Here is a 25164-nt window from a genome sequence, read left to right as displayed (position 1 = left end):
AAGTGCGCCACTCTAACATAGGGGCCGAATGCACCGAAGAACCTGATGTCGCATGCCTGCAGGCTTTAATAACTCCCGGTTATTTAAGGAGATAGTGGCCATTTGCGCCAAAAGCGCCGCTCGGCCCGCAGGCTCATCGGCTCGCCGTACGAGCCCAGTATCAGCCGCAGCGCGCCATGCTCCGCGCTGTCGTAGATGGCCGCGCCCTGGCGGCGATACCGCTCGACGACTTGTGCGTGGGGGTGCCCGAAGCCATTGCCATGCCCACGGGAAATCAGCACCGCCGACGGCGCCAGCGCCTTGAGCAAGGCCACGGACGATGAGCTGCGACTGCCGTGGTGCGGCGCCTGCAACCAGTGGGTTTCGACGGCCAGCGGGGTGTCCAGCAAGGCGCGCTCCGCCTGGGCATCGATGTCCCCGGTGAGCAGCAGGCGCTCACCTTGGGCTTCGACCTGCAGTACGCAGGATTTCTGGTTGCCGGTCTGCGCATCCGCCCATTGCCACAGGGAAAAACCCACACCGTCCCATTGCCACTGTTCGCCGCTGGCACAGGGCTCGGCCGGCAAATGCGCGGGCAAGCCCTCGGGGTCGCCGCTGACCAGCCGGGCCACCGACAGGCCGCGTCGAACAGCGCCGGCACCGCCGGCATGATCGGCGTCGGCATGGCTGAGCAGCATCAGGTCGAGGCGGTCGATGCCCAGCTTGCGCAAGGACGGCAACACCACCCGCTCGCCTAAATCGGAGTCGCCAAAACGCGGGCCAGCGTCGTACAGCAGCACGTGCTCGCGCGTGCGCACCAGCACCGCCAGGCCCTGCCCGACATCCAACTGCCAGACTTCCGCCTCGCCATATGGCAGCGTGTTTTTCGGCGGGAACACCATCAACAGCAACATCGGCCAGCCCAACGGACGCAGCGGTACGCCCGCGGGCAGCAGCAATAGCAAGGCGCCCAGCGCGCTGAGGCTCCAGGCCCAGAAGGGAATGGCCGGTGCTATCCAGGCCGGCCATTGGGCAGCCAGTAGCGTCAGGCCACGAAACAGTACGTCCAGCAAACCACCAGCCCACCAGAGCAGCCCTTCGCCCAGCCAAGGCACCACCAGGAACAGAGTCCCGAGCAGCGCCGGCGGCAATACCAGCAGGCTGATCCAGGGTTCCGCCAACAGATTGGCCAGGGGCCCGCTGAGGCTGATGGGCAGGCCCAGCGCCAGCAGCACCGGGCACAGGCCGATGGCGATCAACCATTGAATCCGGGTCCAGGACTGCCACCAGCGCCAGCCGCCCAGGCGCCCGCCAAAAATCAGGATCAGCACCGCCACCGCTATAAAGGACAACCAGAACCCCGGCTGCAGGCTGGCCAGCGGTTCGAACAACAGCACCGCGTCGAGCGCCAGCAGGAACGGCCACCAGGCGCCCAGATGACGAAAGCGCAGGCGCCAGACCAGCACCAGGGCGACCATCACACAGGCACGACGCACCGGCACATCGAACCCCGCCAGCAAGCCGTAGCCCAGCGCCGAGGCGAACGCCAGCCCACAGGCCCAGGGTAGCCAGGGCCAGCGCCCGGGCCACAGACCGTAGCGGAACAGCCCTGCCACGAAGACGTACATCACGGCGGCCAACAAACTGATGTGCTGCCCCGATATCACCATCAGGTGCACGGTGCCGGTGTCTTGCAACACCCGCCAGTCTTCGCGACTGAGCCCCGAGCCGTCGCCCAACACCAGCGCCGCCAGGCCGCCGGCTCGCCCATGGGCGTCGACTTGCAGCAAGCGCTGGTGAATACGCGCTCGCCAGCCCCCTGGCGTGGCGACCAGCCGCTGCCCGTCCTTGACCGTGCCCGTCGCACCGATGCGCTGCGCCAACAGCCAGGCCTCATGATCGAAAGCCTGCAGGTTGACCAGGCCAACCGGCCGTTTGAGCTTCACTGCCAGGCGCCAGCGTTCGCCGCTGCGCACTGGCGGCCCGCCATACCAGGCCAGGCGCATGCGCCGGGGAATCTGCCCGCGCCGTGCCCGAGCGTCTTCCAGATCGAAGCGCACGACACCCTCGGCCTGTTGCGGCAACCCCGTCACCCGGCCCTCAAGCCAGCGCGTCTGCCCATCGAGATGTTCCGACAGACGATCGTCCAGCGCCCATTGCGCGCTGGCGCAGGCCCAGGCCAGGCCCAACAGGAAAAATGCCAGCGGATAGGTGCGAAACGGCAGCAGCATCAAGGCCACCACCGGCAATACCGCCAGCCATCCGAATCCTGGCAGCGCCGGCAAAAAGCGCACGGCCAATAGCCCCGCCGCCAGTGCCAGCATCGCTGTACGCATAAGCCCGTCCTTGAGCATTTATCGAGTGTTCCCACTCTCTGGATTAGCTCAACGGCGGCAGCGCCAGCTTTATCATTTGTCACAAAGTCTGAATGGGCGCCTTCTAGAATCCGGGCATACTTGCCGCCTGAACTGACCGAGAAGCCTTATGCCCCGGCGCCTATTCAAACGTTACATGCCAGACCCGACCAGCATCAGGGAACACAAGTCCTTACGCTTTCTTGGCACGCTGTTGCATGACCCCAACCTCTGGCACCTCAACCGGCACTCCGTGGCGCGCGCCATGGCGGTCGGCCTGTTCGCCGCCTTCATGCCGATCCCCGCGCAGATGCTGCTGGCCGCCGTGCTGGCCGTTTCCGTACGCGGCAACCTGCCGATTGCCGTGAGCCTGGTCTGGCTGACCAATCCGATCACCATGCCGCCGGTCTTCTTCTGCACCTATCAGGTCGGTGCCTGGCTGATGAACGTGCCCCCCAGGACTCTGCCCGACGAGTTGACCTGGGAATGGATCAGCGGCGAACTCTCGACCCTCTGGCAACCCTTCCTGCTGGGCTCGGTGGTGGCCGGGCTGGCGCTGGGCGCCCTCGCCTATTGCCTGACCATGCTCTACTGGCGCTGGTGGGTCAGCCGGCAATGGCGGCGGCGCAAGCAAAGCCGGCGCTAGAAACGCAAACGGCCTCCCGAGGGAGGCCGTTTTCATGTGCCCGCGAACTTACTGGCGCATGCCGCGCCCGCTCACCAGCAGGCGCGCGCAGCCGAAGTACAGGACCACGGTGGCCACCAGCATGAAAGTGATGGCCACGCTGATCTGGATGTCCGAAACGCCGAGAATGCCGTACCGGAATGCGTTGACCATATGCAACACCGGGTTGGCCAGCGAGACCGTCTGCCAGAACGGCGGCAACAGAGTGATGGAGTAGAACACCCCGCCTAGGTAGGTCAGCGGGGTCAGCACGAACGTCGGGATGATCGAGATATCGTCGAAATTGCGCGCAAACACTGCGTTGATAAACCCCAGCAGCGAAAAGATCGTCGCGGTCAGCACCACCACCAGCAGGGTAATGCCCAGGTGATGCACTTGCAGGTGGGTAAAGAACAGCGACAGCAGGGTCACGATCACCCCCACCGCCAGCCCACGCAGGACGCCGCCCAGGGTGTAGCCGATCAGAATGGTGTGCGGCGACACCGGCGACACCATCAACTCCTCGATGGAGCGCTGGAACTTGCTGCCGAAGAAGCTCGAAACCACGTTGCCGTATGAGTTGGTGATCACCGACATCATGATCAGGCCCGGCACGATGTACTCCATGTAGGTGAAGCCGCCCATGTCGCCGATCTGCCGGCCGATCAGGTTACCGAAGATCACAAAATACAGAACCATGGTGATCGCCGGCGGCAGCAGGGTTTGCGGCCAGATGCGGGTAAAACGTCGGACTTCGCGATAGACGATGGTGTTCAGCGCGACAAGATTGGGCCGTAGCTCGGAACTCATACCGCCACCTTCGACAGGTTTTTCTCCACCAGGGACACGAACAACTCCTCAAGGCGATTGGTTTTGTTGCGCAGGCTCAGCACTTCGATGTTCTGCAGGGCCAATTGGCTGAACAGCGCGGTAATGCCCACGGCCTTGTCGACCTGGACTTCCAGGGTGTGGCTGTCCACCAGCCTGCTCGGATAGCCGATCAGTTGCGGCGCCGCTTTCATGTCGGTCTTCAGGTCGAGCAGGAAGGTTTCCACATGCAGCTGGCTGAGCAACTGGCGCATGCTGGTGTTCTCGACGATGGTGCCGTGGTCGATGATGCCGATGTTGCGGCACAGCTGCTCGGCTTCTTCCAGGTAATGGGTGGTGAGGATGATGGTGATGCCTTTCTGGTTCAGCTCGGTGAGAAAGGTCCACATCGAACGACGCAGCTCGATATCCACGCCGGCGGTCGGCTCGTCGAGGATCAGCAGGCGCGGCTCGTGCACCAGGGCCCGGGCGATCATCAGGCGGCGCTTCATCCCGCCGGACAGCGAGCGCGAGGGCACATCACGCTTGTCCCACAGCCCGAGCTGGGTCAGGTACTGCTCGGCCCGCTCCTTGGCGACCTTGGTCGGGATACCGTAGTAACCGGCCTGGGTCACGACGATATCGAAGGTCTTCTCGAACTGGTTGAAGTTGAACTCCTGGGGCACCACGCCGATGCAGCGCTTGAGAGCGGCGGGCTCGCGGTCCAGGTCATGACCGAAGACATTCACCGTGCCGCTGGTCTTGTTCACCAGGGTCGAGAGGATGCCGATGGTGGTGGATTTGCCGGCGCCGTTGGGGCCGAGCAAGGCAAAGAAATCACCTTCGGCGACATCCAGATCGATACCACTCAGGGCCTGGAAACCGTTGCCGTAGGTTTTGGTTAGCTGCCGGATGGACAGAGCGGAACTCATATCGGATTTACGCACCAAGAAGGGAGAACGTTATAGGTAAGGGCGGATCGCTTGCATTGCAACGGCGCCGGATAGCGGCAATGGTGCTTGCCGACGCCGTACAAGTACAGTCACCCCTATTGATAGTCAGTATTAAGTCAACGCGGTCATGACGGCCTTGCGATAGGCCGGACGCTGCTGCAGGCGTTCGTACCAGGCGCGCAGATGAGGCAGTTGCGGGCGCTCGATGGGCATTTCGAACCAGGCATAAATGAAGCTGCCCAGGGGAATATCGCCGCTGCCGATCTCGGCACCGGACAGGTAGGGTTGAGTGGCCAGCGCCTGGTCGACCACCGCGAGCAGTTCGCCGCAATTATCCAGCGCGGCGCTGATCTTGGCCCAATCCTGTTGTTCCGCCGGCGTGCGCAGCACACCCCAGAACAGGTGGCGGAAAGGTTCGGCAAAGGTCGAGGTGGTCCAGTCCATCCACTTCTCGGCCGAGGCGCGCACCTGCACGTCGCTCGGGTACCAGGCCGTACCGGCGGCATGGCGCGCAGCGAGATAACGCACGATGGTGTTGGATTCCCACAGCACGAAGCCGTCGTCCTCGATCAGCGGAATCCGCCCGTTGGGGTTCATCGCCCGATACGCCGGAGTATCCACCACACCGAAGGCCCCACCGGCATCCAGCGCCTCGTAGGCCAGGCCAAGCTCTTCGGCGCACCATAAGGCTTTCCTGACGTTCGACGAGTTTTTCCGCCCCCAGATCTTCAGCATGACCCTTCCTCAGTAATGAATGCCGAGGCAGTCTAGCCCGGATCAGACCTTACTCAAATCTCCCTGCATGTCCCCCAGCATTGCCGACATCTGTCCATCGAACAAATGCGGGTAGCACTTTTCCAGGTGCTTGAAGAAGTAAGCCTCGGGTACGTCGGCGAACTGCCCATGGTCCAGCACGTACTCCATCATCTGCTCGCCCTGGCGGTTGAAGGGATGGAACACGCTGTCGTGATGGCCATCGAACTCCAGCGGCGCCACATCGAACAACTCGCAGAGTTTCTGGTTGAACGCCGGAGTGGCCTTGACCCAGCGATCGTGTAGGTACAGTTCGGTGTAACCGTGCATGGCAAAAACGTCGCTGCGCAACAACTCCAGCAAGCGCGGGGTCGACAAGTGATTGCGCACGTCCGCCAGGCCGATTCGCGCGGCGATCCCGCAATGCCGGGCACAGCCGGCCAGCAGCGTGGCCTTGGGCACGCAATAGCTTTCGCCGGTGGCCAGGGCATGGCTGCCACGCAGGGTCTCGGGGTCGAGGCTGAAGGTGTAAGGGTTGTAGCGCACGGCTTCGCGCACCGCGTAATAGAGCCGCACCGCCTGATCCAGGGGATCGTTGCTGGCGCCACGGCGAGTTTCGGCGAACTCCACCACCGCGGGGTGGTCACTATCGATGAAGCGGCTGGGACTCAGGTACTCGTGCATGAGGATGATCTCCGAGTGGAATCTGGAGTCTAACGACGGCCCAGGCCCAGCGATAACGACGTTTCGGCCAAAGATCAGAGGCTCGCGCTGCATGCCTTGGAAGACCGACAGCCTGTGAACCCGTTGCCTGACGCTCTGCGTCCGCTGCTTGCGACACATTCAAACGCACTGTTCTGTCACCCCTTTTAGCGGATGCCGGCTAAGCTCTGAGGGTGATTTTGCCCCCTGGTTTCATGGAGGATTGCATATGCTGTTGTTGTGGATACTGGTTCTGCTGGTCGGCATTGCCTACCTGGCCCACCGCCGCACCGCGCCCCTGCCCGCCCTGGGCGCGGTGGCCGTCTACCTGCTGGCCATGGGCGCCTTCAGCCACGCACCAGGCTGGCTCCTGCTGATTTTCTGGGTACTGCTGGCGGCGGTGGCGGCCCCCTTGCTGCTGCCTGACCTGCGCCGCAAATATTTCAGCGCCCCGCTGTTCAGCTGGTTCCAGAAAGTCCTGCCGCCAATGTCGCAAACCGAGCGCGACGCCATCGACGCCGGCACGGTCTGGTGGGACGGCGAGCTGTTCAGCGGTCGACCGGACTGGAACAAGTTGTTGGCCTACCCCAAGGCGCAACTGAGCGAAGAGGAACAAGCGTTTATCGACGGCCCCACCGAAGAGCTGTGCGCCATGGTCAGCGACTGGCAGATCGGCCAGGCGATGGACCTGCCGGCCGCGGCCTGGGAGCACATCAAGCAGCATGGCTTCTTTGCCCTGATCATCCCCAAGGAGTTCGGCGGCAAGGGTTTCTCCGCCTATGCCCACTCGCAAGTGGCGATGAAACTGGCGACCCGCAGCGGCGACCTGGCCTCTACCGTGATGGTCCCCAACTCCCTCGGCCCGGCCGAATTGCTGCTGCATTACGGCACCGACGAGCAGCGCAACCATTACCTGCCCCGGCTGGCCCGTGGCGACGATATCCCGTGCTTCGCCCTCACCGGCCCACTGGCCGGATCCGACGCCGGCGCCATGCCCGATACCGGGGTGATCTGCAAAGGCCAATGGCAGGGCGAGGAAACCCTCGGCCTGCGCCTGAACTGGGAAAAGCGCTATATCACCCTGGGACCGGTGGCCACCCTCCTCGGCCTCGCCTTCAAGGCCTATGACCCGGACCATCTGCTGGGCGACGAAGAAGACCTGGGAATCAGCCTGGCACTGATCCCGACCGATACCCCGGGCGTGGAAATCGGCCGGCGCCATCTGCCGCTCGGCGCCGCCTTCATGAACGGCCCGAACTCCGGCAAGGACGTGTTCATTCCTCTGGACTTCCTGATCGGCGGCCAGGAAATGCTCGGCAAGGGCTGGATGATGTTGATGAACTGCCTGTCGGTCGGGCGCTCCATCTCCCTGCCGGCGGTCGGCACCGGCGCGGCCAAGTTCACCAGCCTGGTGACCGGCCAATATGCCCAGGTGCGCGAACAATTCAACGTTCCCCTCAGTGCCTTCGAAGGCATTCAGGAAGCCCTGGCACGCATCGGCGGCAACGCCTGGCTGATGGACAGCGCGCGCATGCTTACGGCCAACGCCGTCGACCTGGGGGAAAAACCTTCGGTGCTGTCGGCGATTCTCAAGTACCACCTGACCGAACGCGGCCGCGAGTGCATCGGCCACGCCATGGACGTGCACGGCGGCAAGGCCATCATCATGGGCCCGAACAACTACCTGGGCCGCAGTTGGCAAGGCGCGCCGATCTTCATCACCGTGGAAGGCGCGAATATCCTCTCGCGCAACCTGATGATCTTCGGCCAGGGCGCCATTCGCTGCCATCCGTTCGTGCTCAAGGAAATGGCCCTGGCCGGTCGCGAAGACCACGACCAGGCGCTCATCGAATTCGACGGTCTGCTGCTCAAGCACATCGGTTTTGCCGTCAGCAACGCGGCCAGCACCCTGGTGCTGAACCTGGGCCTGGGGCACCTCGAGCCTGCCCCGGGAGACAAGCTCAGCCAGGGTTACTTCCGCGCCCTCAACCGGCAGGCCGCAGCCTTCGCCATGCTGGCCGACCTGAGCATGATGCTGCTGGGCGGCGAACTGAAACGCCGCGAACGCCTGTCGGCACGCCTCGGCGACGTACTCAGCCACCTCTACCTCACTTCCGCCGCGCTCAAGCGCTACCACGACCTGGATTCGCCGGAACACCTGCGCCCGCTGTTCACCTGGGCCATGGAAGAAAGCCTTGGCCAGTCGGAACGAGCGCTGGACACACTGCTCGACAACTTTCCGAACCGGGTGCTGGGCTGCCTGCTGCGCGGCGTGGTATTCCCATTCGGCCGTCGTCACAAAGGCCCGTCCGACCGTCTGGACGCCGAAGTCGCCGCGATCATCGGCCGCCCCAAAGGCGACCCGACCCTGGAAGAACTGCTGGCCGGCTGCTACCGCCCACAATCGGCGCACGATCCGGTCGGCGCCCTGCAACACGCCTACGACCTGTTGAGCGCCAGCCACCCGTTGCAGAAAAAACTGCACGACGCGCTGAAAAGCGGCCAGGTCAAACCGGGCGCCGGGGAACACGCCATCGATGCCGCACTGGAAGCCGGTGTATTGCAGCCGGTAGAAGCCCAGGCCCTGCGCGAGGCTGAAGCCGCCCGCCGCAAAGTCATCGATGTCGACGACTTCGCCAAGGAGGATCTGACCCTGAGCGAGGGGAAAACCCGCTAAGCCGCCAGGGCCGCAGGCGGATTATGAAACCGGGCGCAGGGGCTATATACTCCCGCGCCCGTTTTGCTGTTGAGGACTCATGTCATGTCCAACGTCGTCGCCGATCATCTCGTCCTGCTCGACCACCTGCGCAGTATCCTGGTCGCCGTGGGTGAAGCCGAGCAGGTTCCCGAAGAAAGCCATGCCTTGTTCCTGGATCGCTTCGACGAACTGCGCGCTTCGCTGCCGATCGATCCGATCGAAAGCCAGTACCTGGGCCAGGATCTGTTGTGCCAGGTAATGCAGCGTTATCCACAGGTCGCGCACCTGGTACCGCGCGATCTGTTGTGGTTCTTTGCCGGGGACTGCCTGCACTACATGCCCGACGAAGAAATCGACCTGTATCAGGCACTGGAAGAGCGCCGCTACGAGGCCGAGCAGAACGACGAGCCGTTCGACTGGAACCAGGAAAAGCAGTTGCTGGCGCTCTCCGCCCAGGACAGCAAGCACTGAGTCCCGCCCGAACAAGACAAAGGCCCGCACGGTAAACCGGCGGGCCTTTTTGTTTTCAGCTCATGAAAAACAGCTTATCCCCTGCCTTCGGGCAACTCGCAGCCTTTCTGTTCCTGCTTGCCCTGCCGGTTCAAGGTCGGCTCCTTGGCCAGGCACTCCACCAGGTAATCGATAAAAACCCGCAGCTTCGGCGGCAGGTAGCGGGTCGGCGAATGCAACAACCAGGCACCGCCATGGTATGAAGCAAGGAACGTCCAGTCCGGCAGCACCCGCACCAGCAAGCCCTGCTCCAGGGCATGGCGTACCGTGAAGTACGGCAAGCTGCCGATACCGATATGCTCAAGCACCGCCCCCAGGCGCACCCCCGTGTGATTGGCCGCATAACGCCCGCGCACGCCAACGGTCACCAGTTTGCTGCCTTTCTTGAACTTCCAGCGCGCATCGCTGGGTGTTTCCCCCAGGTAAATACAGCTGTGGCTGAGCAGGTCATGGGGATGGCTCGGCGTCCCGTGCTCGGCCAGGTATTGCGGGGTGGCGCACAACAGGTGGTCGATGGTCAAAAGCTGACGCCCCACCAACCCGGCCGGTGGGTGGTCGGTGATGCGGATAGCCAGGTCGACGTTGTCGTCGATCAGATCGATGTTGCGATCCTCCAGCAACAGCTCGACGTCGACCTTGGGGTAACGCCGCAGGAATTCGGGCATGTACGGATGCACGACAAAACGCCCCACGGCCTTGGGCACGCTGATCCGCACCAACCCTTCGGCCTCATGGGTGAACTGGCCGCTGATCTCCATCACCGACTTGGCGGCGCTGACCATCTCGCTGCAACGCTTGAACACCTCCTCGCCGCCCTCGCTCAAGCGCAATTTGCGCGTGGTGCGTTGCAGCAGGCGCATCGCCAGCGCCTTCTCCAGCCGGGAAATGCTGCGACTCACCGCCGACGGCGAAGAGCCCAGCTGGCGCGCGGCTTCGGAGAAACTGCCAACCTCGACGACCTTGACGAAAATCGCCATTTCACCCAGCAGTGGAAGAGGAAGATTTATGCTCACGGCGCAACAGTCCTTTGAGGTTTGAACGGATTATCACGCAATTCCAACGCGCCATATAATTAAAAAAGACATTTTAATAAGGGCACGGAATATGACGCTTCGCCTCTTTTTTCATAATGATGAACTCAAGGCCAACGTTGAAGTGCTCGAATGCACCGCGCAAGACAACGAGTTCGCAGTGGTCCTGCGCGCCACGATCTTTCATCCCCAGGGCGGCGGCCAGCCCTGCGACACCGGCTGGATCGGCGACAGCCAGGTGCTGCGGGTGACCCAGGAGCCCGAGCGGATCGTTCATTACACCAGCCACCCGGTAAAACCCGGCATGGTCCAGATCCAGGTCGATGAGCAACGCCGCCAGTTCAATACCCGCATGCATTCGGCCGGGCACCTGATCGGCCATTTCGGCGAGTTGCACGGCTGGACCCCAGTCAAGGCCCACCACTGGCCCGGCGAAGGGCGCGTGTCCTTCAAGCCTGGGGGCAATGCGCAGGAACTGGACGTCGATACCCTGCAAAACGGCATCGATCAGTGGATTGCCGCCGACCTGCCGCGCCTGGTCTCGCTGCGCGAAGGCTCGCGGGAAATCGGTTTCGGCGAACTGCCCGCCTACGGTTGCGGCGGTACTCACGTAAAACGCCTGAAGGAATTGGGCAACGTCACTATCGCCTCCCTCTCGCAAAAGAAAGGAATGCTTTCGGTTCACTACAGCGTGGACTGATTCATCGGCGATGCCGCCTTGCGCATCACGCGACGCATCGCCTGCCCCAGGGGAAACCCGCGTGCGCGGGTTCGATGACTGATCGGATAGAGGGATCTACAGATGATGCTTGACGTCGAGCGTCTCGATGAGACGTGCATAAACGAACTGGCCCATGAACAAGTGCTCGCCCTGCGCATCAAGCACTTCCTGCCACACGCCCAGGCGATCCAACTGGGTGACAAGATTCTCGCTCCCGGCTTCGAGGGCTACATCAATGCCCCCAGTATCGGGCGGATCGGCATGGCGTTTTATGAAGCGGAAAACCAGCCGTTGCTGATCGAGGACTATTTCGAACGCGCCACCGCCAACATCGCCGAACTGCGTTCGCGTTGTGCGCCCTACGCCTCGCCCGTCGACACCCTGCGCTGCATGCTCGACGAGTCCTGGCCGGCCGGCGCCCACTTGGAAAACCTCTACGGGCGCAAAATGTACGTCGGCCTGTCGCGGGTGGTGAAACCCGACGTGTGTTTCCTCGCCCATCACGACATCTTCGCCAAGGACGCCCCGGACAGCTTCCAGGCCCACAGCCTGGAAGCGCAGTTCGCCTGCAACCTGTACCTGAACATGCCCGATGCGGGCGGCGCCCTGCAGATGTGGAATCACGATATCTCGCCGGACCAGTTCGACGACATGCGCGGTGACAGCTACGGCATCGACCCCGCCCTGCTCGGCCCCCCTTCGCTGGAAGTCCGCCCGGAGCCCGGGGATTTCATCATGTTCAATTCCCGGCGCATGCACGCGGTCACCCCCGGGGTGGCCAACCCGCGCCTGAGCCTTTCCTTTTTTGTCGGCTATCGCGGCAGCTCGTCCCCCCTGACCTTCTGGAGTTGAAATGCTTTCCAACTATCTAGGCGAATTCCTGGCCCTGGCCACCATTCACTTTCTCGCCGTGGTGGCCCCGGGGCCCGACTTTGCCGTGACCATCCGCCAGAGCGTGCGCTTTGGCCGGGTGGTCGGACTGTGCACGGCCATCGGCATCGGCGCGGGAATCTCCGTGCATGTGCTGTACACCTTGCTCGGGGTCGGCGCGCTGATGCATGCCACGCCCTGGCTGCTGAGCGTGGCCAAGGTCGTGGGCGGCGCCTACATCCTCTACCTCGGCGTCAGCCTGCTGCGCAGCAAACCCAAGACAACCCTCGAAGGCAGCGATGCGAACGACGGCGCCGTGCAGCGACAGACCTTGCCCAAGGCCTTCATGACCGGTTTCCTGACCAACGCCACCAACCCCAAGGCCACCTTGTTCTTCCTGGCGATTTTCACCACGGTGATCAGCGCCAGCACGCCACTGAAAATACAGGCGCTCTACGGCGTGTGGATGTGTTTCGTCAATGCGCTGTGGTTCGTGATCGTCGCGCTGTTCTTTTCCAGCCCGCGAGTACGCTTGCTGTTCATGCGCATGGGCCATTGGTTCGAGCGCAGCATGGGAGTGATCCTGATCCTGTTCGCCGGGCGCTTGATCCTGTCGATGTAAGGCAGTACACGGTTCAGGTGACAGTACCCTCTGTCACCCGTGCTACTCCTTACAGCTAGCAAAACGGACGGGCTGAGGGTCAGCTCGCTCAGTTGTAATTGAGCACGAAGTTCATGGTCGCGTCCCCTCTACCTGGCGCCATCTGGCCAGTGGTCGGGACGTACTTCGCCTTGCCGGCAAAACGATAGAGTTCGCCATCCGCGATAGAGCGGCTCCAGTCCAGCTTGATGGAGCGGGCAATGTCGAATGGTAACTTGATGCCTTTGTCATTGGTCACGGCAATCCCCACCCCCGAGGCCACGCCGGTCTGGCCCTGGTTGGTCAGTTTGAGCAGGCCATCCCCCGAGGAGCTGCCCTCGAAATAGACCTTGACCGGCACCGTGGTATTGGCCGCGAGACCGGAGCAGCGCACGTCGAAGTTGAATGGTACCTCTTTGACGCTGCCGCTCTTGATGTTCTGGATAGTCTGCTTGCCCATGGGGACATTCACCGCTCCTCCCACAGATTCGCAGCCAGCGAACATCACATCGTTGACCAGTTCGGTAGTGCCTTGCGATCTGACCGCAAGGGAAATACCTCCAATTGCCCAGGTCACGTTGAACGTCATCGGGGCCTTTCCTGAAGCCACGCCGCGATCGGTGCGAACGAATACAACATCTATAAACCCAGGAATGGCCGGTGCCCTAGCAGGAGTCCAAGAAAAGGGAGTACACCAAGTCTCGGAGTTCGTTCCCCCATTCAGTCCCATGCAGAATTTAACACCGATACCCTTGATACCCGTTTCATAGGTGTTTGGCAGTGCCGATGGCTTCAATGCAGTAGTTGCGACAATAGAAGCCACATCCGCACCGTTGCAAAAGAGGTTCCCCTCCCTGATCCCCCAAAGAGAGACTGTATGCTTGGCCAGTTCCTGCCCAATGGCAGCTGCCTTGATAGTGGTTCGGGCGGGAAGAACGATGTCCTTTGATGTAGGAGATACTCCCTCCCCCCAGGAGCAGTATGCAAGGGCATCCCGGGCAAACAAACAGGACAAAAACAGTAAGATGAATATAAGTTTTTGCATACAGGCAAAAGTTCCGCTCAAGCCGATCCAAGTGGCAATGTCGACAGCTGAGCCATTTGATTATCGGGCAATAAAGAGTAATAAAGAAAAAACATCGTCGCTAATGCTTCGTTCACTCAGGAGCAAGTATCAGGATCAACCGGAAATGGTGCTGTCATATTTGGCCATTCCGCCAAAACCCCCAATCACCTGAAACTCCACCTTGAGATCTCCGGAACGGACGTCCTCCACCAGCCCGGGCAACTCGGCAGCGAAGGTGGAGCCCGGCGCCACCATGTCGATCGCCGCGCTATAAGTCTCGCTCCCCTTGCGCACGACGACCGAACCAAAGGACACATGGAAATGCGAGGGGTTGTACACTTCCAGGCCCTTGCCCGATAGCCGCCATTTCAGCTCCCGGGCGGCGTCTTCCGCCCTCCCCGGCAGCCCGGCCGGCCGGTAGAACAGCTTGAGGCGCTGCCTGACCGCAATCTGCAAGACGTTCTCGACCTTGGTCTTTTGCGGAACTTCCTGCACGTTCAGCCAGAACACCGACTCCTTGTCCGTCGGCAGGCCTTCTCCGTAATACAGGATGCGCAGGGTTTTCTTCTCGCCGCTGCGCAAGCGCTCGAGCGATGGGGTCACGGCAAAGGGCACCTCGCCCGCCGCGTTCTCTTCGACCCAGGCCTGGAGCATGAACTCCTCCTGCGAGCTGTTCTGCAGCTGCAGCGAACCCTCTTTTGCCGGGGCGGCCAGCACCACGCGGGTGCTGCTCAAGTTGATGGCGGCGTCGGCGGCCACCGAAAAGCACAGCAGAAGACTGGCCAGGATCAGCCCGACAATGGCTGGGGTTCTCATGATGAAGGGCCCTTGAAAATCGAAAAAAGATCAGATTCCCGCCGCGGCGCTTGGCAAGCCTCTATCGCTCAACCTTGGAGTAGCACGCGGTGAAATAACCTTGAGGATGACGGGAATCCATGACACTCGAAACAACGAGCATCGGCAAAGTACAGGGCACTGGCTCTTTTGGCTGTAAGAGGATTCTTAAACAAACCCTCCCTTCTCTGCATAGGCAGTAAGCCTCCCGCACTTTAAGTTTTGTCTTATTCAGCCGCCGGGCCCGCCCTTCAAAAAATGGCTGCGCGCTTCGCGCTCACTCAATGCCAACCGCCCGGATTCCATGTACGCACACCGTCAATTTCATCTTCCGATCTTGATCCTATGTTTGCGTGTGAAGGGCGCCAAACGGACCTTGCGCCATGAAACTACACCCTGCTCACTTGCCTCTCACCCTCTTGGCTACCCTGTTTTGCCCACTCCCGTCGATAGCCGTCGCGGCTGACTACTCCAGCATCGATCTGTCGACGGCAGAGGGCGAAAACCGAAAACTCCTGCCCGGCGACACCGTCACCCACACCGGGCCTGGCGCGGCGATCACCATCAGTGGCAACAACAACGCCTTGTCGGGCCAGGGCGTTGCCGTCCAGTCCGGCGTGCCAGGCACGGGCAGCAATATCCAGGGCATCAAGGTCCAGGCTGGCGGCTCGCTGGATCTGTCCGACGGCAGCATCAATACCCTGGGCGAACACACCGCCCAGGCGCTGGTCGTGAACGGCGCGGGCAGCCAGGCTGTGCTGAACGACATGACACTCAAGACCGAGGGCGCAGGATCCTACGCCGTGCACGCCAGCGGCGGCGGGCGCGTCGAAATCACCGGCGGTTCGGTGGACACCCAAGGCAATTCCGCCTATGGCCTGTTCGCAACAGGCAACGGCACGACGATCAGCGCCAGCAATGTGCTCATCACCACGCTCGGCAGAGAATCTTCCGGGGTACGCGTCGAGGACGGTGCCCATATTGTCCTGGATCGGGCCAAGCTCAATACCCAAGACACCAGCACCCAATGGGGCAGCAAAGGCCTCAGCGTCCAACGGGCTTCGGCGACCGCAACCAACAGCAACATCGTCTCGGCCGGCGGCATGGGCATCTATCTGTCCGGCGGCAGTGTTTCGTTCACCAACGGCAGCGTCGACGCCTACCGCGATGGCGTATACCTGGCCACACCTTCGTATTCGAATGGCGCGACACCACCGACTTCCAGCATCGAACTGCGCGATGCCGTGGTGCGCTCCAGAATGGGTTTCGGCTTGAATATCAACAGCCACGACGCCCGCGCCACCCTGGAACGGGTCACGATTGGCACCAACGGCGACTACGGGTCGGGCATCTGGCTTCCCAGCAGCAATAGCCAGGTGACGGCCAGGGATTCCCGCATCGAGACAGAGGGCCGGAGTAGCCTCGGCGTGGACAACCGCGCCGGCACCTTCACCATGGACGGCGGCTCAATCACCACCCACGGCGCCAGCGCCCATGGACTCTATGCCTCGTTCCAGAGCTACGACGGCAAGAGTTCGGGCGCAGCGAATACCGTACGCAACGTAGCGATCGAGACCTTCGGCAACAACGCCGCCGGCGTCGTCTCCCGCACCTCCGGCGCCAGCACCGTGCTCGAAGGCGGCTCGGTCACTACCCATGGGGAAAACGCCTACGCCATGCTCGCCAACGCCGCCAGCTTGAAGGTCACCGGTACCCGGGTACGCACCCATGGCGATTTCGCTCCGGGGCTACGAATGGGCAATCGTGGCGCGGCGGCCAGCCTGGACGGTGTCGACCTGCAGACCAGCGGCAAGGAAGCGGTTGGCATCATGGCCTACTCGTCCGAGAGCGGCCTGGACAACACGCTGGCGATTCGCAACAGCCTTATCGCCACCGAGGACGGCCATGCCATCGAGGTGGCCGGCAGCGGCTTCATCGCCGAACTGAACGACAGCACGGTCATCGGCAGATCCCGCACAGGCGACGGCGTACTGCTGCACGTGGGTGACCTGAACTCGATCGCCGCGCGCGATGTGCAGCTCAACGCACAGCGCAGCCGGCTGGAGGGGGACGTACTGCTCGACAGCGGATCGGCCAGCCTGAACCTGCGCGATCATTCCCAACTGATCGGCACCCTGCGCGACAACGCCGGACGCACGGTAGACAACCTGAGCATCGACGACAGCAGCGCCTGGCACATGCGGGGCGACTCGAAGGTCGCACAACTGGACAACGCCGGCACCCTGTCCTTCGTCACCCCGGACAGCGCCTTCAAGGTGCTGGATGTCTCCGGCAACCTGAGCGGCGGCGGCCTGTTCGAAATGCGTACCGACCTGGGGGCCGGCCAGGGCGATCGGCTGCGCGTCGCCGGCACGGTGGAGGGTACCCATCGCGTGCTGGTACGCAACAGCGGCGCCGAGCCCAAGACCGGCGGCGAAACCTTGAACATCATCCAGACCGGGGGTGGACCAGGCTCTTTCGTCCTGGCCAACCGCAATCAGGTGATCGACGCCGGCACCTACCGCTATGAACTGAAGAAAGACCCCCAGGGCCAACGCAAAAGCTCCAGCGACTGGAGCCTGGTCAACACCCATCGGCTCGAGCCGAAACCGGAGCCTGAGACCACACCGAAACCAGATCCAGAAATCAAGCCGGAGCCACCGACCAAGCCGCAAATCATTCCGCCAGCGACCGCCCACGACCTCTCCACAACGGCCAACGCGGCCATCGACACCTCGGCCGCCAGCACCGTGCAAGCAATCTGGCACGCTGAAAAAGGGACGTTGGTCAAACGCCTGGGGGAATTGCGCCAGGGCCAGGATAAAGGCGGGGTCTGGACGCGCGGTTTCGGCGAACGCCAGAAGCTCGATAACCACGGCGGCCGTGCGTTCGAACAGACCGTCAGCGGCCTGCAGGTTGGCATCGACAAGGCGCTGCCAGTCGAAAACGGTCGCTGGTACGTCGGCGTCATGAGCGGCATCAGCACCGCCGACCGGCGCTTCGCCGGCGAAGGCAAAGGCAATGCCGACAGCTATCAGCTGGGCGGTTACGCCACCTGGCTCGGCGACAACGGTTGGTACCTCGACAGCGTGCTCAAGGCCAACCGCGTTCAACAGGACTTCAAGGTGGTCGCCACCGATGGCCAATCGGTAAAAGCCAAGAGCCATCAGCATGCGCTTGGCCTGTCGCTGGAGGCCGGGCGCCAGATGCCGCTCGGCGCCGGCTGGTTCGTCGAGCCCCAGGTAGAATTGTCGACGGTCCACGTCGGCGGCACCCGCTACCACGCCAGCAATGGCCTGCAAGTCGACGCGGGCAGCGACGACTCGACACAATTGCGCGTCGGCTCCCGACTCGGCCAGCGTTACGAACTGTCCGGCGGCGGCATCGTTCAGCCCTATATCAAGCTGGGGCGCGCACAAGAACTCGATGGCAAGAGCAGCGTTCGCACCAACGGTATCGCCACCCGCACTGACCTGTCCGGCGGGCGCACGGAATTGGGCCTGGGCGTCAGTGCATCGCTCAATAACAGCCATCAGTTGTACGCCGACTACGAACACGCCAGCGGCTCCAGGCTGGACAGGCCCTGGGCCGTCAGCGCGGGTTATCGCTATTCGTGGTGATCTTCAACCGCCCTTCACTGCGGCCCGCTCAGGCTGGGCCGCGCCGCTATGGTCATGGACTAGAGAGGTGGACGCATAAAACGCGCGCAAACAAAAACGCCGCTGATGAGCGGCGTTTTTGTGAATTTGGAGCGGGAAACGAGACTCGAACTCGCGACCCCGACCTTGGCAAGGTCGTGCTCTACCAACTGAGCTATTCCCGCAAATGGCGTCCCCTAGGGGACTCGAACCCCTGTTACCGCCGTGAAAGGGCGGTGTCCTAGGCCACTAGACGAAGGGGACACTGCCTGAAACACCATGGTGTTGTGTTTCAGTTCCAGAAACACACCCGAAGATGCTTCCTGGTTTCACTCAACTTCGCCCTAAGGCAAAGCTGCTTAAAATTGGAGCGGGAAACGAGACTCGAACTCGCGACCCCGACCTTGGCAAGGTCGTGCTCTACCAACTGAGCTATTCCCGCATTGGCGTCCCCTAGGGGACTCGAACCCCTGTTACCGCCGTGAAAGGGCGGTGTCCTAGGCCACTAGACGAAGGGGACACGCTACAACATTCACTCCCTACCGCGTTTCGCTGTGTGCTTTACGCTGTAAGTGGCGCGCATTCTATGGATGGATTGGGGGGTCGTCAACCCCCTGATATAAATTTATTTAAATCAATGACTTCGGGGTGGTTTGCCGGCCCTTTCGGGCATTTGTGCAGCCTGGGCCTTGACGCCTATATTCTGACACTCGACAAGGCGCTATAGTCCACACCCGCAGGTGATGGCAATATGAAACCATTCAGATGCTTCCTATATAAGCAGAGAATTGTCTTGTTTCTGCTCGTCGACCTACGCTATGCGCCCTAAAGCTAAGTCACTACACTCGCCACTCGCACGCGAACCCCAGAAAGAGGTCTTACACGGTGACACCACTCATGATCACCCTGCTAGTAATAGCCGGGATCGTAATACTGATCGCCATTGGCTACATGAACCATGTAGTGGAAAACAACAAACTGGAAAAAGCCCGGACCAAGGTCGAACTCAATGACCGTCTGCGCCGCTGCGGCGAAATCACCGAGACCTTCCCCGGCCAGTTCATGTCGCCGGCGCTCAAGCTGCTGCTGACCCGACTGGAACTCAACGTCGTTCAACGCCTGCTTAACCTGAACAAGTCCGATACCGCGCTCAAGGCTCGAAGCGCCGAGTTGAATACCCTGATCGGCCAGGGCGAATCGATTCCGGTCAACAACCCACCCTGCCCGATCCAGACCGAAGCCAAGGCCAAGGACGTACGCTTTCTCCTGGAAGCCCTGCATGGCCAGGTGACTCGCGCCGCCCAGGACGGTTTCCTGCCGGCCAACGAAGCCAAGCACTGGATCCGGGAGATCCGTCACATCCTGGTGCTGCTGCATATCGAGTTCTTCAACAACCTGGGCCAATACGCCCTGCAGCAGGAACAACCTGGCCAGGCGCGCCTGGCGTTCGAGCGCGGCGTGCAATACCTGCGCAAGCAGCCGGACCCGGCAACCTATAGGGAACAACTGGAATACCTGGAAAAACTCCTGGCCCGCTCCAACTCGATGGTGCTGACCAACACCCAGCCGGTCGAAGGCGAGGTCAACGAATTGACCGAAGGCCTGAAAGTCGTCGAAGCCGACGCCGACTGGAAAAAGAAAGCCATCTACGACTGACCTGCGGCTGCCGCGCGAGCAACTCGCGCGGCACGGTCCTTGAGTAAGCTGCGCCCCTTGCGGCGCAGCCTTTGACGAACATCAGCGGCATTACAACCGGAAATGCCCGACCATCCCCTTCAACTCCACCCCCAACTGCGCCAGCTCGATGCTCGACGCCGCATTGCCCTGCATGGCCAGTGACGACTGATCGGCGCTGGCGCGAATGCTGGTGACGCTGCGATTGATTTCCTCGGCAACCGAGCTTTGCTGCTCGGCAGCCGCGGCGATCTGCTGGTTCATCTGCTGAATCAGCGACACCGCCGCGGCAATGCTGCCCAGCGCGCTTTCGGTCTGCAACGCATCGCTCACCGCCAGCTTGACCAGCTCGCCGCTGCTCTGGATCTGCTGCACCGACGACTGCGCCGCCGCACGCAGGGCACTGACCAGGCGCTCGATCTCTTCGGTGGATTGCTGGGTGCGCTTGGCCAGGGCCCGCACTTCGTCGGCCACTACCGCGAACCCCCGGCCCTGCTCGCCGGCGCGCGCCGCCTCGATGGCCGCGTTCAGCGCCAGCAGGTTGGTCTGCTCGGCAACGCTCTTGATCACCCCGAGCACGGTGCCAATGTTCTGGATCTCCGCGCTCAGGCTTTCGATGCTGGTGCTGGCGCTGGTGGCCGAGTCCGCCAGTTGCTCGATGCGCTGCATGCTCTGGCGCACTACCTGCTGGCCGCTTTCGACCTTGTCGTCGGCGGTCTGCGCCGCTTGCGCCGCCTCCTCGGCATTGCGCGCGACATCGTGCACGGTGGCGGTCATCTGGTTCATCGCCGTGGCCACCTGCTCGGTTTCTTCCTTCTGGGTACTGACTTCCAGATTGGTCTGCTCGGTCACCGCCGACAGCGACTGGGCGGAACTGGCCAACTGCTCGATGCCGGCCTGCAAGCCGCTGACAATACCGCTCAGGCCGCTGCCCATCTGCTGCATGGCCAGCATCAACTGGCCGATTTCATCCCGACGCGTCACCTCGACCCTCGCGCTCAGGTCGCCGGCGGCAATTTGCTGTGCCACCCGCATCACGCTGCGCAGCGGAGCGACGATCAACCGGGTAATGATCCAGGCCGCCAGCAACCCGACCAACAAGGCCAGGGCCGACGAAGCGACAATCAGCAGCGAGTTCTTTTTCAGCTCCGCCTGCATCACCTGATCCTGCGCGCCATAGGCTTGGTCGACTCGCTCCATCACTTGCGCGGCGCGTTCGCTCAATTGCTGATAGACCTTTTTCTCCTGGACCAGCAGGCCGGTGTATTCGGCGAGCTTTTCGCTGAAGCCGCCGATATGCCCGACCACTTCGTTGAGCACGGTCTGGTAACCGGCATCCTTGACCAGGGTCTTGAGTTGTTCGGCCTGGGCCAGCGCCTGGTCGGCCTGCTCGATCTTGCCCTGCTCGACCTCCGCCTCGCCCTTGCGGCTCTGGTCCAGGCGTATGTGGGCCTCGTTCATGGCTTGCAGCATCAGGCGCGAGACCTGGCTGACCTGATTGGCCTGTTCGACGAATTCGCTGCCCTCCTTGCCCGCGGACTCCTTCAAGGTATAGGTGCCGTCGTCGGCCAGTCCGGCCTGCAATACGTCGAGGTTGTTGGCCACGCTGGACACCGACCAACTGGCCATTTCCAGCGCCAGGTCCTTGGCCTGGGTCAGCTCGACGAATTCGTCGAAGGCCTTGCGATACGCCCCCAGCGCCTGCTCGACATCGGTCATCACCGGCACGTTCGCCGCCGATTGCTCCTTGAGTTGTGTGGCCAGGGCCAACAAGGCATCGACGCCTCCGTGCAGGGCGTCCGCGGTTTTCGCGTCGCCGTGCAAGGCATAGTTCTGTTCGAGGAGGCGGACCTTGAGCAGGCCGCTGTTGAGCGACGACATCTGCTTGAGGTCGTCGAAACGCTGGCTGATAGTCTGCAGGGACCAGACGCCTATGGCGGCCACCAGTGCTGTCAGCAGCAGCACCAGGGTAAAGCCCAGACCCAGTTTTTTCGCCATGCCGAGGTTGGCAAAACGTCCGTTCGTGGCCGAATTCATTGCGCTCAGTCCCCTTCCAGTACCCAATGGCAGCAGGGCCATCCTCTCGTCCTGCAGGTTCGCAACGGGCTGCACCGGAGCACAAGTCTCTGGCGTCGGAATAATGGCAAAAAGCTACGTCCAGGTCGTTTTCAGGATGGTCGAGGTCGATCCGGTACAGCCCCGGCACAGATCGCCGGCCAGGGCCTGCCCCAGGAAATACTAGTCTCAGATGGCGGTGGCGCCACCGTCGACCGCCAGCGCGTGACCGGTGGTGAAGGCGGCTCCGTCGCTGCACAAATACAACACAGCGCTGGCGATTTCCTCGACCTTGCCGATCCGCCCGACCGGGTGCATGGCCGCGGCAAATTCGGCTTTCTTCGGGTCGGCCTCATAGGCCCGGCGGAACATGTCGGTATCGATCACCGCCGGACACACCGCGTTGACGCGGATTTTCTTCTTCGCGTATTCGATGGCCGCCGACTTGGTCAGACCGATCACCGCGTGTTTGGAAGCGGCATAGATGCTCATCTTCGGCGCCGCGCCGAGGCCGGCCACCGACGCGGTGTTGACGATGGCCCCGCCGCCCTGGGCGAGCAACAGCGGCAGTTGGTGCTTCATGCACAGCCAGACACCCTTGACGTTGACCCCCATGATTGCGTCGAACTCGTCCAGGGTGCCATCGGCCAGCTTGCCCTTTTCGATTTCGATCCCGGCGTTGTTGAAGGCATAGTCGAGGCGGCCGTAGTGACTGATCACCTGGGCCATCAGGTTCTGCACATCCGCCTCGTCGGTCACGTTGCAACGTACGAACAGCGCCTCGCCGCCAGCGGCGCGAATCGACTGCACCGTGCCTTCGCCCCCGGCGACGTCGAGGTCGGCCGCCACGACTTTCAGCCCTTCTGCGGCGAATGCCTGGGCCGTGGCCCGGCCAATGCCGGCCGCGGCGCCGGTGACCAGAACGACCTGGCCGGAAAACGTCATGCTCATGGTGATGCCCTCGATGGAATGCTCGGATCGGATTCGCCCAGTCTAGGCATAGCCCGCGGGCGCGCGGCAGCACTATCAAAAGGCCGGTTGCCCGCTTATCCGTCGTGGTGATGAAGCCTTGGCATGACCATCATTGCTCTGGATCGCCCCCTATTCGCTGCGACGGCAAACCTTGCGACATCGGGATCGAAGGGCTATCAACTAGGCTTCCATTGACCCTTGAGTGCCTGCCATGACCGCCCAGACCAATCGCCAGTTCCTGCTCGCCAAACGCCCGGTAGGCGCGGCGACTCGCGAAACCTTTACTTATCAACAGGTGCCCGTCGGCGAGCCGGCGGCAGGCCAGATCCTGGTGAAAAACGAGTACCTGTCCCTCGACCCGGCCATGCGCGGCTGGATGAACGAAGGCAAGTCCTATATCCCGCCGGTAGGCATCGGCGAAGTCATGCGTGCCCTGGGCGTGGGCCAGGTGATCGCCTCGAACAACCCCGGCTTCGCCATCGGCGACTACGTCAACGGCGCCTTGGGCGTGCAGGACTATTTCGTTGGCGAGCCGCGCGGCTTCTATAAGGTTGACCCGAAACTGGCGCCGCTGCCGCGCTACCTGTCGGCCCTGGGCATGACCGGCATGACTGCCTATTTCGCCTTGCTGGATGTCGGCGCGCCGAAAGCGGGCGACACCGTGGTGCTGTCGGGCGCGGCCGGGGCGGTGGGCAGCATTGCCGGGCAGATCGCCAAGATCAAGGGTTGCCGGGTGATCGGGATTGCCGGCGGCCAGGACAAGTGCAAGTTCCTGATCGACGAGCTGGGGTTCGACGGTGCCATCGACTACAAGAGCGAAGACGTCCACGCCGGCCTCAAGCGTGAGTGCCCGAAAGGCGTCGATGTGTATTTCGACAACGTCGGCGGCGACATTCTCGATGCCGTGCTCAGCCGCCTGAATTTCAAGGCCCGTGTGGTGATCTGCGGCGCCATCAGCCAATACAACAACAAGGAAGCGGTCAAGGGCCCGGCCAACTACCTGTCGTTGTTGGTCAACCGCGCACGCATGGAAGGTTTTGTGGTGATGGACTACGCCGCCCAGTTCGTCGCGGCCGGGCAGGAAATGGCCGGCTGGATGGCCAAGGGGCAGCTCAAGAGCAAGGAAGATATTGTCGAAGGGTTGGAAACCTTCCCGGAAACCCTGATGAAGCTGTTCAGCGGCGAGAACTTCGGCAAGCTGGTGTTGAAGGTTTGAGCCTGACCGTTTGAATCGGGCTGCCTGAACGATCGTTTCGTGAGCAAGCTCGCTCCTACAGGGAATGCGTTGCCCATTGTAGGAGCGAGCTTGCTCGCGATAGCGCGAAGCGCGCTTGCACTATCGCCGAAGCTGTATTCAGGCCAGTTCGGCGACCACGGCCGCCAGTGCCTTGGCCGGGTCCGCGGCCTGGCTGATCGGACGGCCGATCACCAGGTAGTCGGAACCGGCATCCAGCGCCTGGCGCGGGGTGAGGATGCGCCGCTGGTCGTCCTGGGCGCTGCCCGCCGGGCGGATACCCGGGGTCACCAGTTGCAGCGACGGGTGCGCGGCCTTCAGGGCCTGGGCTTCCAGCGCCGAGCAGACCAGGCCGTCCATGCCGGCCTTTTCCGCCAGGGCGGCCAGGCGCAATACCTGCTCCTGAGGTTCGATATCCAGGCCGATGCCGGCCAGGTCTTCGCGTTCCATGCTGGTCAACACAGTCACGCCGATCAGCAGCGGTTTCGGACCGCTGCGCTGATCGAGCACTTCGCGGCAGGCCGCCATCATGCGCAGGCCGCCGGAGCAATGCACATTGACCATCCACACGCCCATCTCCGCGGCAGCCTTGACGGCCATGGCGGTGGTGTTGGGAATGTCATGGAATTTCAGGTCGAGGAAAACCTCGAAGCCCTTGTCGCGCAAGGTGCCGACGATTTCCGAAGCACAGCTGGTGAACAGTTCCTTGCCGACTTTGACCCGGCACAGCTTGGGGTCCAGCTGATCGGCCAGTTTCAGTGCGGCGTCGCGGGTGGGAAAGTCCAGGGCGACGATGATAGGAGTCTGGCAAGCGGACATGAAAGGGGCTCTCAGGCAAGTCGAAATCGGCGCGGATTGTAGCGCAAGCGGCGGCGCTCCGGGACCCGATGATCGGTAATTCATCGCCAACGGCCACTGCCTCGCCGACAGAACCGCATAAATCCCGACTCTGGCGGCAATTGTGTCGATCCCGATACACTCCCGACACGCCAGCAACAACCCACCCGGC

20 protein-coding genes, 4 tRNA genes and 1 pseudogene are annotated in these 25164 nt (G+C 62.3%); 9 read left to right on the top strand and 16 right to left on the bottom strand.

Annotated features, from left to right (window positions below):
• Positions 1-83: 83 nt before the first annotated feature.
• A complete protein-coding gene (locus BTN82_RS08395) occupies positions 84-2315 on the bottom strand; it encodes a DNA internalization-related competence protein ComEC/Rec2 (protein WP_075118683.1) in 2232 nt (743 codons plus the stop codon).
• 148 nt (positions 2316-2463) lie between these two features.
• Between BTN82_RS08395 and BTN82_RS08390 the strand changes: the two genes are divergently transcribed.
• The gene (locus BTN82_RS08390; RefSeq protein WP_075118682.1) at positions 2464-2979 is read left to right on the top strand and encodes a DUF2062 domain-containing protein; all 516 of its coding nucleotides are present in this window, start codon (positions 2464-2466) and stop codon (positions 2977-2979) included.
• Positions 2980-3027: 48 nt separating this feature from the next.
• On the opposite strand, the gene BTN82_RS08385 is transcribed toward BTN82_RS08390, so the two are convergent.
• The 4 genes from BTN82_RS08385 to BTN82_RS08370 form a co-directional block, all read right to left on the bottom strand.
• A complete protein-coding gene (locus BTN82_RS08385; RefSeq protein WP_075118681.1) occupies positions 3028-3807 on the bottom strand; it encodes an ABC transporter permease in 780 nt (259 codons plus the stop codon).
• Entirely contained in the window at positions 3804-4736 is a 933-nt protein-coding gene (locus tag BTN82_RS08380; RefSeq protein WP_075118680.1) for an ABC transporter ATP-binding protein, read from the bottom strand. Before BTN82_RS08380 ends, BTN82_RS08385 begins: the two co-directional genes overlap by 4 nt.
• Before the next feature lie 132 nt (positions 4737-4868).
• A complete protein-coding gene (locus tag BTN82_RS08375) occupies positions 4869-5492 on the bottom strand; it encodes a glutathione S-transferase (RefSeq protein WP_075118679.1) in 624 nt (207 codons plus the stop codon).
• A 42-nt stretch (positions 5493-5534) separates the two neighbouring features.
• Positions 5535-6194 (bottom strand): transglutaminase-like domain-containing protein, encoded by a 660-nt coding sequence (locus BTN82_RS08370; protein ID WP_075118678.1) that lies wholly within the window; start codon positions 6192-6194, stop codon positions 5535-5537.
• Positions 6195-6441: 247 nt separating this feature from the next.
• Here BTN82_RS08370 and BTN82_RS08365 point away from each other — a divergent pair, with 247 nt between their 5' ends.
• Positions 6442-8889, top strand: coding sequence for an acyl-CoA dehydrogenase (locus tag BTN82_RS08365; RefSeq protein WP_075118677.1), 2448 nt, complete (start codon positions 6442-6444; stop codon positions 8887-8889).
• Positions 8890-8973: 84 nt separating this feature from the next.
• Positions 8974-9381 carry a PA2817 family protein gene (locus BTN82_RS08360; RefSeq protein ID WP_075118676.1) on the top strand — a complete coding sequence of 136 codons (408 nt, stop codon included), beginning with the start codon at positions 8974-8976 and terminating at the stop codon, positions 9379-9381.
• A gap of 74 nt (positions 9382-9455) precedes the next feature.
• Here the strand turns inward: BTN82_RS08360 and BTN82_RS08355 are convergent, their stop codons facing one another.
• On the bottom strand, positions 9456-10433 hold the full coding sequence (locus BTN82_RS08355) for a LysR family transcriptional regulator (RefSeq protein ID WP_075118675.1): 978 nt from the start codon (positions 10431-10433) through the stop codon (positions 9456-9458).
• Between the two features lie 91 nt (positions 10434-10524).
• Here BTN82_RS08355 and BTN82_RS08350 point away from each other — a divergent pair, with 91 nt between their 5' ends.
• From BTN82_RS08350 to BTN82_RS08340, 3 genes are all read left to right on the top strand, one after another.
• Positions 10525-11151, top strand: coding sequence for a hypothetical protein (locus tag BTN82_RS08350; protein WP_075118674.1), 627 nt, complete (start codon positions 10525-10527; stop codon positions 11149-11151).
• Positions 11152-11253: 102 nt separating this feature from the next.
• Complete coding sequence (locus tag BTN82_RS08345) at positions 11254-12024, top strand: 2OG-Fe(II) oxygenase (protein WP_075118673.1); 771 nt, start codon at positions 11254-11256, stop codon at positions 12022-12024.
• A gap of 1 nt (position 12025) precedes the next feature.
• On the top strand, positions 12026-12664 hold the full coding sequence (locus BTN82_RS08340) for a LysE family translocator (RefSeq protein ID WP_075118672.1): 639 nt from the start codon (positions 12026-12028) through the stop codon (positions 12662-12664).
• An 88-nt stretch (positions 12665-12752) separates the two neighbouring features.
• Here the strand turns inward: BTN82_RS08340 and BTN82_RS31475 are convergent, their stop codons facing one another.
• Positions 12753-13271, bottom strand: a complete 519-nt coding sequence (locus BTN82_RS31475) for a fimbrial protein (RefSeq protein ID WP_261792943.1) — start codon at positions 13269-13271, stop codon at positions 12753-12755.
• Between the two features lie 591 nt (positions 13272-13862).
• Entirely contained in the window at positions 13863-14564 is a 702-nt protein-coding gene (locus tag BTN82_RS08330) for a molecular chaperone (protein WP_075118670.1), read from the bottom strand.
• Positions 14565-14965: 401 nt separating this feature from the next.
• On the opposite strand from BTN82_RS08330, the gene BTN82_RS08325 reads away from it, so the two are divergent.
• Positions 14966-18202 carry an autotransporter outer membrane beta-barrel domain-containing protein gene (locus tag BTN82_RS08325; protein ID WP_081375431.1) on the top strand — a complete coding sequence of 1079 codons (3237 nt, stop codon included), beginning with the start codon at positions 14966-14968 and terminating at the stop codon, positions 18200-18202.
• Positions 18203-18329: 127 nt separating this feature from the next.
• Here the strand turns inward: BTN82_RS08325 and BTN82_RS08320 are convergent.
• The 4 genes from BTN82_RS08320 to BTN82_RS08305 all read right to left on the bottom strand — a co-directional run bounded on the left by BTN82_RS08320 (position 18330) and on the right by BTN82_RS08305 (position 18740).
• Positions 18330-18405: transfer RNA gene (locus BTN82_RS08320), tRNA-Gly, on the bottom strand.
• A gap of 3 nt (positions 18406-18408) precedes the next feature.
• A tRNA-Glu gene (locus tag BTN82_RS08315) sits at positions 18409-18484 on the bottom strand.
• A 102-nt stretch (positions 18485-18586) separates the two neighbouring features.
• Positions 18587-18662 (bottom strand) — tRNA-Gly (locus tag BTN82_RS08310).
• Between the two features lie 2 nt (positions 18663-18664).
• Positions 18665-18740: transfer RNA gene (locus tag BTN82_RS08305), tRNA-Glu, on the bottom strand.
• Positions 18741-19105: 365 nt separating this feature from the next.
• Here BTN82_RS08305 and BTN82_RS08300 point away from each other — a divergent pair.
• Complete coding sequence (locus BTN82_RS08300; protein ID WP_075118669.1) at positions 19106-19876, top strand: hypothetical protein; 771 nt, start codon at positions 19106-19108, stop codon at positions 19874-19876.
• Between the two features lie 90 nt (positions 19877-19966).
• On the opposite strand, the gene BTN82_RS31825 is transcribed toward BTN82_RS08300, so the two are convergent.
• The 3 genes and pseudogenes from BTN82_RS31825 to BTN82_RS08290 all read right to left on the bottom strand — a co-directional run bounded on the left by BTN82_RS31825 (position 19967) and on the right by BTN82_RS08290 (position 22900).
• On the bottom strand, positions 19967-20671 hold the full coding sequence (locus BTN82_RS31825; protein WP_410002796.1) for a methyl-accepting chemotaxis protein: 705 nt from the start codon (positions 20669-20671) through the stop codon (positions 19967-19969).
• Between the two features lie 207 nt (positions 20672-20878).
• A pseudogene (locus tag BTN82_RS31820) lies at positions 20879-20929 on the bottom strand (hypothetical protein); the annotation flags it as partial.
• Between the two features lie 1209 nt (positions 20930-22138).
• On the bottom strand, positions 22139-22900 hold the full coding sequence (locus BTN82_RS08290; RefSeq protein WP_075118667.1) for an SDR family oxidoreductase: 762 nt from the start codon (positions 22898-22900) through the stop codon (positions 22139-22141).
• Between the two features lie 232 nt (positions 22901-23132).
• Between BTN82_RS08290 and BTN82_RS08285 the strand changes: the two genes are divergently transcribed.
• Positions 23133-24137, top strand: a complete 1005-nt coding sequence (locus BTN82_RS08285) for an NADP-dependent oxidoreductase (protein WP_075118666.1) — start codon at positions 23133-23135, stop codon at positions 24135-24137.
• A gap of 138 nt (positions 24138-24275) precedes the next feature.
• Here the strand turns inward: BTN82_RS08285 and pyrF are convergent, their stop codons facing one another.
• A complete protein-coding gene (gene pyrF, locus BTN82_RS08280) occupies positions 24276-24974 on the bottom strand; it encodes an orotidine-5'-phosphate decarboxylase (RefSeq protein ID WP_007931610.1) in 699 nt (232 codons plus the stop codon).
• Positions 24975-25164 lie beyond the last annotated feature (190 nt).

Source organism: Pseudomonas chlororaphis (assembly GCF_001921865.1).
GTDB classification, from domain to species: domain Bacteria; phylum Pseudomonadota; class Gammaproteobacteria; order Pseudomonadales; family Pseudomonadaceae; genus Aquipseudomonas; species Aquipseudomonas chlororaphis_D.
The sequence above is the reverse complement of the archived record's forward strand: the minus strand, read 5'-3'. Positions and strand labels throughout refer to the sequence as shown.